Source organism: uncultured Nonlabens sp. (assembly GCF_947495285.1).
GTDB lineage: Bacteria > Bacteroidota > Bacteroidia > Flavobacteriales > Flavobacteriaceae > Nonlabens.
In genome coordinates, this window is the sequence record NZ_CANLXZ010000030.1 from 1 (window position 1) to 13,127 (window position 13,127).

Annotated in this window: 4 protein-coding genes; 3 read left to right on the plus strand and 1 reads right to left on the minus strand. The window is 35.9% G+C overall.

What is annotated here, in order from left to right; all coding sequences use genetic code 11:
- Positions 1-498: 498 nt before the first annotated feature.
- Both Q0838_RS11690 and Q0838_RS11695 read left to right on the plus strand, forming a co-directional pair.
- Positions 499-6,171, plus strand: a complete 5,673-nt coding sequence (locus tag Q0838_RS11690; RefSeq protein WP_298955217.1) for a LamG-like jellyroll fold domain-containing protein — start codon at positions 499-501, stop codon at positions 6,169-6,171.
- A gap of 79 nt (positions 6,172-6,250) precedes the next feature.
- On the plus strand, positions 6,251-10,513 hold the full coding sequence (locus Q0838_RS11695; RefSeq protein WP_298955220.1) for a PQQ-dependent sugar dehydrogenase: 4,263 nt from the start codon (positions 6,251-6,253) through the stop codon (positions 10,511-10,513).
- Between the two features lie 78 nt (positions 10,514-10,591).
- On the opposite strand, the gene Q0838_RS11700 is transcribed toward Q0838_RS11695, so the two are convergent.
- Positions 10,592-10,915 (minus strand): YbaB/EbfC family nucleoid-associated protein, encoded by a 324-nt coding sequence (locus tag Q0838_RS11700; protein WP_298955223.1) that lies wholly within the window; start codon positions 10,913-10,915, stop codon positions 10,592-10,594.
- Between the two features lie 146 nt (positions 10,916-11,061).
- Between Q0838_RS11700 and Q0838_RS11705 the strand changes: the two genes are divergently transcribed.
- Positions 11,062-13,113 (plus strand): S9 family peptidase, encoded by a 2,052-nt coding sequence (locus tag Q0838_RS11705; RefSeq protein WP_298955225.1) that lies wholly within the window; start codon positions 11,062-11,064, stop codon positions 13,111-13,113.
- Positions 13,114-13,127: the final 14 nt, after the last annotated feature.

Consider the following 13,127-nt stretch of genomic DNA (forward strand, 5'->3'; position numbering starts at 1 on the left):
TATCAAAAATTCTTTCGGTTTTGCCATCCATAAATATAACTATAAATAACGACTTTTCAAAATAAAAATGGTATAATTTATTATAGTGAGTGAGAAACGTGGTAAAATGAGAAGGAGGTGGCTATTTATTTTATCATGCCTATCCATATAAATTTCTCTTATCACGTTTTTTATCTAATAGCAACTACTCACAATTACTTAAGTGAGATAGTAACCCCAACCTCGCGTAATTTTATAGAGTTTAATTGATCAATGAGACAGTGTCTGACTTATTTTTTGAATTTTAAATACTTAATAGAATGTTAATAATCAAGGGTTTTCAGGTCTTTAAATGGTTTTATTTTGTACTTAAACGAATATACGTGTACTTCATCTACACCGCTGGATTTTGTGGTTTAAAAAAGTGTTTAGTGATTATTAATACTATATTTGTGACGTATATTAGAAGGGTTTAGTTGTGAACTAATCGTGCTAATATTAATTAAATACGACGCTATTATGAAAACATTTTACGCAAATAAGAGTTATTTAAGAATTGTAACCTTGGTTACTTTTTTTACCCTTTCATTTTTTTCTTCTCAAACACTTTGGTCACAAACACCATGTTCTTCTCCAGTCACTTCTGACCGTGGTAACGAGTTATATATTGATGATTATCGATTTGCATCAATTTCAAATTTAGGTTCTGGATTTGACGCTAGTAGGAATACGGTTCAGGATTTTAGAGGAGTACATACCACTAATGTAACTAGAGGAGATCAATACACGCATCAAATTACACTGGGTGGAGACAGACGTAGAATAGATGCTGGTCAATATTCACTATTTATTGATTATAATGATGATGGTTTTACTCCTGAAGATAATATATATTTTAGCGGTAGGGTTGAAGGTGGTACATTAACACTTAATTACACCATTCCAGTAGATGCGCCATTAGGTACTCATGAAATGTGGATTAGAGGACGAGCAGGTTTTTTAGATGCTAATCCATGTCGAGGTAGAAATCGCTCTGAATTAGAAAGGTATACCATAACGGTTGTAGATTCACCTATCCCTGTTGCTTTAGACGATGATTTTACTGCGATTTTTAATTCTACAAATGCAGATAATTCTTTTGATGTTTCCACAAATGATACTGTTGGTACAACAAATGGAACAGATGGAGATGACTATTCTATAGTTTCTTCACCATTAAGAACGGCAAATGGAGGTACTGTGGTAGAGACAGCTGTAGATGGTGTTTTTGAATATACACCTCTTACTGATTATATAGGTAGCGATTCATTTGAGTACACATTATGTGATAGAGCAGGAGTTTGTGAGGTAGCAACCGTTCACATTTCTATCAATTATGGAGCCTGTGTTCCGGTCTCAGACAGTCAGGGATCTCATTATATAACTAATGTAACTTTAACAGGTGAGAGTACTAGCATTAATAATACCACTGGAGATGATGACGGTTATGGAGACTATGTAGGATTACCACCGGCAGATGTTTATCCTGGTGAAACCTATGTAATAAGTGGTAGCAGTCAAGGAGATCGTCCTAGATGGGGTGTTTTTATTGATTTTAATAAGGATGGTGTTTTTGCAGATGATGAAATAGTAGTGCAAACTACGGTAGATGGAGCTTTAAATGGAATGATTACTATACCAGCAGGATCTGCTTTAGGACCTGTAGTTATGAGGGTAGTAAAACGTACAAGGAGTACTGTAGCAGATGCATGTGGTGCTACTAGTAGAGCAGAAGAAACAGAAGACTATTTAATAGATATAGTTACAGACCCTAGTTCTCCACAAGAGATTAACGTTTCAGGAGGTGTTTCTAACATTACTCATAATTCTATGACTCCTAGTAGTAATAATAGAACAGACTTTGGAGCTGTGGATAAAAATGCGGGAGCATTAGAAAATACATTTTATATCCAGAACACAGGTGCAGCCGACTTAATTTTAGGGCCTATTCCTGTAGATTTTATACCTGGACATAATGTTGCGTGGAGCATAGTAAGTTCTCCTCCAGCTGGGACCGTTATTACTAGTGGTAACTCTGTATCTTTTACGGTAAGATTTGAACCTAGAAGAATTGGGAATTTAACAGCAACTGTTAGGGTATATAGTAATGATGATGATGAAAATCCTTTTAGATTTTTAGTATCAGGAGAAGGAGCAGAGATATTTCCAGATACAGATGGTGATGGTGTAGTAGATAATATTGATATAGACGATGATAATGATGGTGTTCCTGATGAAGAAGAGCAGAATAACTGTTTAGCTAATCCATTAAGCACTACGGCAGACATTGTTTTTTTGAATGAAACATTTGGATCTGGTATTTCTAGGACACGTATTGATGATGTAATCCCTGGAGTAAGTACTACTTATTGCTATGAAGATGGTACTCCTGCACAAGCCACAGATGAATGTAATACAGATATTAATCTACGTGATGGAAAGTATACGGTTCATTATTCTGTTACAGATGATAACGGTGTTACAGAGACGGGAAGTAATTTACCTGATGTATCTTTCTGGGCAGAAAATGTATGGTACAATGGAGATGATCATACACCGGGCGATGTGAATGGTAGAATGGCTCTGTTTAATGCAAGTTTTGAACCAGCAGTATTTTATGAAACAGAAATCGTAGGGACAGTTCCTGGGGCGCCTATTTATTATGAATTCTGGGCATTAAATCTAGATAGACAAGACAGTGTGTTTCCTTCTAGTCAGTTACCTCGTATTTTGCCTAACGTAACTGTTAATTTCTACAGTACTGATAAAACAATTTTATATCACACTTATCAAGCAGGAGACATACCTAGATGTAATACTGGTACTGGTTGTTCACAGTCTCAGTGGATTAATAAAAACACTTCTATTACTTTACCGACCAGTGATTTTGTTATCCAGCTATTAAATAATGCCCCAGGTGGTTTTGGAAATGATGTAGCTCTTGATGATATCTTAATTACCCAACAACTTTGCGATCTGGACTCAGACGGTGTGTCAGATGTAATTGATCTGGATAATGATAATGATGGAATACCTAATATCTATGAACTAGGTATACCTGCAGGTTTGGTAAATTTTGATTCAAATCTAGACGGAACTAACTTTGGTGACGGGAACTGGGTTGATGCAAATGAAAATGGAATGCATGATTTATACGAAGGGTATAGTCCTTTAGATACTGATAACGATGGAGTGGCTGATTACCTGGACTTAGATAGTGATAACGATGGGCTCTTTGATGTCCTTGAATATGATGGTAAAGGAGATGCTGATATTAATGGTGATGGAAGATCAAATGCCTCAGATGGGGTAACTAATTTTGCAGATGATGAATTTGATGGTGATGGTCTGGTGGGATTCATAGATGAAAATGATAGTGATGGCAATAAATTAGATCACGGTACATTTAATTATGTAGCACCAGTAGATACAGATGGTGATGGTATCGCAGATTATAGAGATGTTGATAGCAATGATGCACTAAATGATTTATCTAACGGAAGCGATATTGATAATTCTTATTATGCTCATTTAGATTCAGATAATGATGGTCAAGTGGATTTTCTTATTGATGTAGATAAGGATGGTGTAAGCGATGGCAATAATGACTTAGATACAGGTATCCTAGGAGCGCCTATAGATTTAGATACAGATCTTTATGTAGATTTTGATGGTCGCAATGATTATATAGTTAATTCTACAGAAGTACTTGCAGGACTTAATAATTTCACAGTTTTTGCTTGGATCATGTTAGATGCTGGTGCTTCTAGTACTGGTGCTGTATTTAGTGAGCGTGGTATGATTTTAAGGGTAGAACCTTCGGGAGATTTGAGACTTACCGTTCGTAATAGTAGTGGTAATGTGTATAATTTATCCTCTTCTTCTTCTGTTACTCCAGGTAAATGGTTCAATTTATCAGTGCGTTATGATGGTGCAAATGGAGTATGTGCTCTTTATGTTAATGGTGTAGAAGTTGCCAGTAGCCCAATAGCAAACAATACTGCTGCTACTATCGCAGGTAACAAGTTCACTATAGGAAGAGGTCATGCAGAGGGTTCAACTAATTACTTTCATGGAGCAATAGATGAAGTAAGAGTTTTTAACAAAGCTATTAATATTGGGGCTCTTGAGCGTATGATGTATCAAGAAATAGGACTAGATGGAGGAGAGTTAAAAGGTAAAGTAATAACTAGATCTTTTACTGACGTAGATTGGGCTGACTTACTTTTACATTATGACTTTAAAAAAGTAACAGGAGATAAACTATTTGATGTGAGTAGCAAAGCAAATAATGCGACTATGTTTAACATTAAAACTATTTTACCACAATCTGCTCCACTTCCTTATGAAACTAAGCAAGATGGACTCATGTCAGACCCTACTACATATCTACAAGAAGTAGTATGGGATCCTATAGATCTTGCGGTTTATCCTTTCTCTATAATTCATATTAAACACCAGAATGTTTTGCCTATAACTGCACAATCTTCAGGATTACTTATTGATTCTGGTGCAAAGCTTACTATCCTTGATGGTAATGTAGGAAATAACAAATGGTACATGAAATTAGACGGTGTAATTGATTTGTTAGGAGATGCGCAACTTGTTCAAACAGCTGATAGTGAGTTAGATGTAGCAAGTACAGGTAAGATTATTAGAAGGCAAGAAGGTAAAGGAGATGTATTTAGTTACAATTACTGGAGTTCTCCGGTAGGAGTTCAAACGAGTGCATCAAACAACAACACGTTTAATTTAGGAATGCTTAAAGACGGTCGTGGAACTGGAAATATTCAGTTCACAGGTATTGGTGTAAGAACACCTGCTATTACCTCTCCAGCAACCGTAAGCGGTAGATGGTTGCATACATTTATGAATGGTGTATCTTATAACGACTGGAATAGAATAGGACCAGCTGATCTTTTAGAACCTGGACATGGATGGACTCAAAAAGGAGCAGGTGCTGTGGGAGATCAAGAGTATATATTTGAAGGTAAACCTAATAACGGTGTTATCAATATTACTGCCATCGACACAGATGGAGATCCTGCACTAGAAACAACTACATCCCTAGTAGGAAACCCTTATCCTAGTGCCATAGATGCTAGAGTTTTTATTGATGATAATGCATCAGTTACAGATGGCGCTGTCTATTTATGGGACCAATTTAGAGGTACAGATCATATACTTGCAAACTATGAAGGTGGATATGCAACCATAACAAAGCTTGCTACCACTAGAGCATCACAAATTGCAGGTAGTGGCGCGTTAGGAGGTCCTAGCACAGGAACGGTAGAACCTACATTTTTTATACCAGTTGCACAAGGATTCTTTGTTTCTGTGGTAAACAGTGGTACTTTAACTTTTAATAATTCACAACGTATTTTTAAAACTGAATCTGCTGGAGAAAGTGTTTTTGTGAGCGCACCAGGTGCTACACAACCTGTAGTAGATCGTTCAGATTATCAAAATACAGATGTAGAACTTATTAGGCTTGAGTTAGAAGCAGATAACGGTGCTAGTAAAGAGATAGTTTTAGGTTTTTCAGATACCTTAACTGATGGTGTTGACTTTGGATACGATGGTCCTATGTTCGATAGCCCAAGGGAAAGTGATTTATACACTTCACATGAAGGTAAAAATTATGTGATACGTGCATTAAGTGAGATAGAACCTTCTAAGGTAGTACCTTTAACTATTCACGGTATGAAAACGGTTAACTATAAAATAAGTGCGAAAGAAATTGCAAATATTAACTCTAGTCAAGAATTGTTCTTAAGAGATAAAGATCTTAATATATACCACGATTTAAGAAGCGGTGATTATTTCTTTAATGTTTCTGAGGAAGGTAAAAACAGTTCGCGTTTTGAAATTGTGTTTCAACAGTCTACTTTAGGGGTAGATCAAGAAACTTTAGATGAAATAGATATCTACTATCTCAATAATACGGGAATGATTTACGTAGATCACCTTTCAGAGACTCTAGAGACAATGGATATTTATGATATTTCAGGTAAGTTATTATTTCGCTTTCGCGAAAGCGAACTTACTGACATAGTAAATGGTGTTTCTATTCCAGAAATATCCACAGGAGTTTATCTGGTAAAGATAGAATCTCAAGGATTTACAAAAGCAGTTAAAATAGCTGTAAAATAAAATACTATTTCTTTTTTAATATACCCACTGTTTAATTAAGCAGTGGGTTTTTAATTTCAAATTTGACCCAAATTAAATCATGAAAAATTTACTATTTACGTTTGCCTTGTTTATGAGCTTATTCATGCTAGGTCAAAATCCAGAAACAAGTGGAAGAAACTGGACGGTAACTAAACTAGCTGATGTCGACCAATTAGTATCTTTCCCTAATGAAATAACATATGGGCCTGACAACTGGTTATGGATTACCGAGCGAGCAACACATAATAATGATATAGCAAACAATGGAGAACGTGTGGTACGTGTACATCCAGATACAGGAGTTAAAACAGAAATGATTAATCTAAGTGCTGAAGTATTTAGTGAGTCTGGACAGGATGGATTAATGGGTATGGCTATACATCCCGATTTGTACACAGACGTTACTACTACCACAAATAATTACGTTTATTTAGCGCTGACATACCAGGATAATACTTCATCATTTGGAAAAAATCGTCGTACTAGAATTGTACGTTTTTCTTATGATAACGCAACTAATACACTGGATGCTGCCACGCGTTTTGTAGTTATTGAAGGTCTAGATGGAAGTAACGACCACAATTCTGGTAGGATGAAAATAGGTCCAGATCTTAAAATATATTATACATCTGGAGATTTAGGTGCAAATCAATTCCAAAATGTATGTCAGTTAGTACAATCACAAGCATTACCTACACAGACAGCAATTGCAGCAGCTGATTATTTTACCTATAAAGGGAAAACGTTACGTATGAACCTAGATGGAACGATTCCAGCAGATAACCCTAAATTTTATCCATTTGCTGTGCCTGACGGTAGTGCTAGTAATCCATTTACTAACTCGCCAGTACCAGATAATGCAGATACAATGCGCCCAGACTCAGAAAAGGTACAATCTCATATTTTTACTTATGGACATAGAAATGCGCAGGGAATTGTTTTTGATAGCAATGGAACTTTATTTCAATCTGAGCATGGAGATCGAGTAGATGACGAGGTTCATGTTCTAGTAGCAGGTAAAAATTATGGATGGCCACTCATTGTAGGTGAACGTGATGACCTAGGTTATGAGCAATGTATTAAAGGATCTGGAGCATGTGCTAGTAATGGTAACAACTGTCCTCCTGATGCAATAACTCATAAAGAAACAGATTTTCCTTTACCGATAGATTTTCAGGGTCCTATAGCTACTTATGGTAGTACTGTATCTAGTGTGCCTTCTGGAGGTTTTCTTTCATGGCCTACCGTTGCTCCTTCTAGTATTGATATCTACGAGGGAAATGGTTCTTTACCATTTGGAAAAAATATTTTTGTCCCTACACTTAAAAAAGGAACAATATACCGTTATGGAATTAACACTATAAACGAGGTTACTACAGACTTGATAGAGTTTCATTCTACTATAGATAGATATAGAGATATGGCTATATCTCCTGATGGTAGTACTATTTATGCGGTAACAGACAGCAGTGGTTCAACTTCTGGTCCATCTGGAAGTTCTTCTCTAGGAATTGCAAATCCAGGTGTGGTATTTAAAATAGAATACACTAAATTTCCAGAGCCATCTAGTCAGGCTACAAACTTTGTTGCGACAGAAAATGGTAGGGATATCGATCTTACATGGGATAACGTTACAGGTACTAATATGGCAGACGGTTATGCACTTGCTATAAGTACAACACCAGGAAATTTCCCTACATATGCGGACGGGACACAACCTAATCAAGATTTTGATTTAACAGATGGTGCTGGTCTTGCACTAGTAACAGACGGTTCTGGATCTTATACTTTTACAGAATTAGATGAATTTACAACTTACTATTTTCAACTCACCGCCTATTCTAATCTTGCAAAGGATATTGATTACGTGAGTTCACCTGTTGCACCAGAGGCAACTGCGACCACGACAGAGACTCAGTTATTACCGCTTACAGTTATGATCACTGAGATAATAGATAGAGCTCCTACCAGAAATGCTATGTTTATAGAATTATATAATTATGGAACAATGCCTGTTGACCTTGGAGCAGTGAATATGCATTTGGCATTGAGTTTTTCTGGTGGTTCAAACGGTAGAGAAGTAGCGTTAACTGGTACGATAGCTCCTGGAGAGCGTTATATCGTAGGTCGTGATAGATTCATGAATGAATATGGGTACTCTCCAGATCTTGTGGATAACGGCGTTGTAAACGGTAATGGAGATGATGTCTACCTGTTAGTGAATAATGGAACATTCTTATCTGGTACTTATGATATTCTAGATAGTTATGGTATTTTAGGTAGTGGTGGATTAGGTCCATGGAATTACCAAAATTCTAGAGCAGTTAGAAGAACTACAGCCATAGAAAGATCATCTACTTGGGTAGCTGATCAGTGGGATGTAATCCCTTTGACTACTCCTGTAAGCACGATGACCACACCTAATGAGCAAGAAGATATTGATTTTATTTACAACAACTCCTGGTCACCTTATGACCCTAGTGGTACAAGATATCAAGCAGAAGATGTGATTGTTGAAAACGGAACAGCAACCCTTACAGAAATGACTTTTGTAAATAGTATAAGGATAGATGCTGGTGCTACATTAAATCTTGACTCAAATGGTGGTTTTAATACCCTAGAGGACTTAGAGGTTAATGGTAATTTAAATGCGAGTGATGGAACTATAGTTTTTTCTGGATTAAATCCACAGTTTATTACAGGAAACGATTTTGAGTTAGGAGTATTAGAGGTAGAAAATGATTTAACAACATTTGTAGATATTTCCATAACAGAATTGTTGAAGGTTACCGATAACCTTACTATTGATGGTTCAAATAAAATGATTATTAAAAGTAACGCTACAAGAACTGCTTATGTAGGACCAGTAAATGGATCCATAACAGGTAATTTTGCAGTAGAACATTATGTACCTGCAAAAAGATCTTTTAGATTCCTGAGCCCATCGGTAACTACTGCAAACAGTATAAGAGATAACTGGCAAAATGATGCAGGTCTAACAAGTGCCGCTGGAACACATATTACAGGTTCTGATACTGGAGCAAATGGTTTTGATATAACTAGTTCTGGTGCGCCATCTTTATTTACTTACAACAATACGGGCCAACAATGGGAGGCTATTGCAAACACTTCTACACTAGGATTAGTTGCTGGTAAAGCATATCGCATGTTAGTAAGAGGTGATAGAACGGTAGATTTAACAAATAATGCTGCAACACCTTCTAATACTACTCTTACTGCAATAGGTAATCTAGTTACAGGAAATGTAACTGACGCTAGTTTAAGTGCCGTAGCAGGAGAATTTAACTTTATAGGTAATCCATACCAGGCACCAGTAGATTTAAGTACGGTACTATCTAGATCTAATAATGTGAGCAGTTCATTTGTATATTTATGGGATCCTGCGATTAACGTGAGAGGAGCATATGTAACCGTAGATGTAAGCGCAAATAGCTCAAATAATGTTAGCTCTCTTTTCAATAAGTACTTACAGCCCAACACGTCATTCTTTATTTCTACTGCAGCAAATGGTGCCGCAAGTGTTTCTTTTACAGAATCAGATAAAGATATAACAGCTGGTTTTTCTAATAGCGCAAGAAACAGTGCCACTACGGGATCTATATCTGTCCAACTATATGAGCAGACAGAATTACAAAACGGTATGGCAGCTCGTGATGGAGTAGTGGTAAGATTTGACCCAGCTAGCTCTAACGCTGTGGACGGTAATGATGCTATAAAATTCAGTAACCTAGATGAAACACTTAGTTTTATCAATGGAACTAATAAGTTAAGTATCGAAAACCGATTTACACCTCAAGATAATGAAACACTTTTTTTAGATATAACAAATTATAGAGCAGTAAACTATGCATTATCTCTAGATGTAACTACAGTAGGTTTACCGGTGTACTTAAAAGATAATTTCTTAGGGTCATACACTTTATTAAACAGTGGTAGTAACATCTATAATTATTCTATACAGTCTACAGATGCTGCTTCTAGTGCTGCAAATAGATTTGAAATTAAATTCTCAAATACAGTCCTTTCTTTAGAAGAGCTGGATGTGGTAGAGTTTACTATATATCCTAATCCGACTTCTTCTAATAGGATTATTCACATTTCAGGTACTAGTGTAGAGACTATAACATCTGTTTCACTATATAATATGTTAGGTCAGCAAATAATTAACTGGAATGAGATCGATGCGTCTAACAATGAGGTTCAATTAGATTTAGGTAATAACTTAAAAGTAGGTAATTACATCTTGCAAATTAAAAATGGATCAGGTAATACAACCAGTAAACAATTGATTATTAATTAATCAAATTCATTCTTCAAATAAAAAGGGCTGTTCTCACTAAGAGAACGGCCCTTTTTTTATTCAGTAAATTTTAAAGAATTACTTAAACATATCCATTCCAGGTATGTTAGGCATTCCATCTTTGGCAACTGCAGCAACTTCAGTCTCATAAATTTCTTCAGCTTTGGTAAGCGCTTTATTTGTTACCATAACTAGATAATCTTCTAATTGCTCTTTATCTTCCATTAGTTCTGGATCTACAGTTAGATTTTTAATTTGACGACTAGCAGTAACCGTTACTTTTAACAAGCCATCACTAGATTGCTCATCTATGAGAACAGAGTCCATTCTCTTTTTTGTTTCTTCCACTTTTGCTTGGGTCTCCTTCAGTTTTCCCATCATTCCCATCATATCTCCGAACATAATTTATCTTTTTTAATTAAATGTGTAAAATGTTTGTTGTAGTTCCGCTTTCGCGAAAGCGAGAACAAAAATAACTCTCTACTAACTATAGTAGCAAATGGAAAGCTATTTTATATCTTGCAATGCTTTTTAATTTTAAGATTTATATGGCTCATAAAGCTCCGATTGCAAAGAAAATATCTCACGTTCATGACATTCATGGACATCAAAGAATAGATAACTACCACTGGATGACAGAGCGTGATGCTCCTGAGGTTATCGATTATTTAAAAAAAGAAAATGATTATTATGATGCCAGTACAGCACATACAAATCAATTAAAGGACAACCTTTTTAATGAAATCAAAGGCCGTATAAAAGAAGACGACGAGTCTGTACCTTATTTATTAAATGGATACTGGTATATGAGCAAGATGGAAACTGGCGAGAGTTACCCATATTATTACAGACGTAAAGACGGCAGTGAAGAACAAGAGCTGCTTTTTAATGTAAATGAAATGGCCGTAGGGAATGAGTATTATAAACTTACTTCTATGAATATTTCTCCCGATAATAAATTAGTAGCCTATGGAGTAGATACTAAAGGACGTCGTGAGTACACCATTTACATTAAGAACCTGGAGACCGGTGAGGTTTTTGAAGATTATCTAGAATTAACGACAGGTGGATCTGTCTGGGCAAATGATAATAAAACATTATTCTTTACGCGCAAAGACCAGAAAACACTGCGTGCCGATAAAATTTATAAATATCAAATAGGTACACCAGCTGCGTCTAACCGTTTAGTATTTGAGGAAAAGGACGAGATCTTTAATTGCTTTGTTTATAAAACCATGTCAGAGCGCTTTATCATGATAAAATCTTCTGCAACCTTATCTGACGAGGTGCGATTTATCGATGCAGACCAGCCAGATAGTGACTTTAAGTTAATACAAGAACGCCTGCCAGAAATGGAGTATAGTGTGTCGCATTACAAAGACAGTTTCTATATCATGACTAATAAAGATGAGGCGACTAACTTTAAAATCATGAAAACAGATATCGTGACACCTCAAATGGAGAATTGGGTAGATTTTATTGCTCATGATCCAGAGGTGCTTCTAGAAGATTTTGACCTTTTTGAGAATTACTTTGTTATATCTGACCGCTTTAATGGTTTAAATCGCATAAGAATTAAAGCCTGGGATAATACAGTAGATTATTTCTTGCCATTTAATAACGAGACATATACTGCTTTTACCAGCGCAAACTTTCAGTTCAAGACTAATAAATTGCGTTACAATTATAATTCCATGACCACACCACCGTCGGTTATGGAATTTGATATGGAGACTAGAGAAGAAATAGTACTTAAAACGCAACCTATAGAAGATCCTAACTTTAATCCAGATAACTATGTGTCTGAGCGTGTATGGGCTACTGCAGTAGATGGTGTTAAGGTGCCTATAAGTTTAGTTTATAGAAAGGATAAGAAAAATCCAGACGGTAATCCTTTATTGCAATATGGATACGGTAGTTATGGAAGTACAATAGATCCTTATTTTTCAATATCCAGATTAAGTTTATTAGATCGTGGTTTTGTATTTGCTATTGCGCACATACGTGGTGGAGAATATCTAGGGCGTGAATGGTATGAAACTGGTAAAATGTTTGAAAAACGCAATACGTTTACAGATTTTATAGCCTGTAGTAAATTTTTAATAGAAGAAAAATATACAACGTCACAACACTTATACGCCTCAGGAGGTAGTGCAGGAGGACTTCTTATGGGAGCTATTATTAACATGGCACCAGGACTTTATAACGGTATTTTAAGTGCGGTACCATTTGTAGATGTAGTCACAACTATGTTAGATGACAGTATACCACTTACAACAGGTGAGTATGATGAGTGGGGAAACCCTAATAACAAAGATTGTTATGAATATATGTTAAGCTACTCTCCATATGATCAGGTTATTGCACAGTCGTATCCTCATATGTTAGTAACAACAGGTTACCACGACTCACAGGTGCAGTATTGGGAACCTGCAAAATGGGTAGCAAAATTAAGAGAATTAAAAAGCGACGATAACTTATTGTTATTTAAAACAGACCTAGCCAGTGGGCATAGTGGGGCATCAGGAAGGTATGATGCTTTAAAAGAAATTACAATAGATTTTGCCTTTTTATTAGATTTAGAAAATATAAACAGCTAGATTTTTTTTCTTAA

Bases quoted from the DNA above. Each gene is read 5' to 3' on its own strand.
- Q0838_RS11700 (WP_298955223.1), bottom strand. From the start codon at position 10,915: ATGTTCGGAGATATGATGGGAATGATGGGAAAACTGAAGGAGACCCAA.
- Q0838_RS11695 (WP_298955220.1), top strand. From the start codon at position 6,251: ATGAAAAATTTACTATTTACGTTTGCCTTGTTTATGAGCTTATTCATG.
- Q0838_RS11705 (WP_298955225.1), top strand. From the start codon at position 11,062: ATGGCTCATAAAGCTCCGATTGCAAAGAAAATATCTCACGTTCATGAC.
- Q0838_RS11690 (WP_298955217.1), top strand. From the start codon at position 499: ATGAAAACATTTTACGCAAATAAGAGTTATTTAAGAATTGTAACCTTG.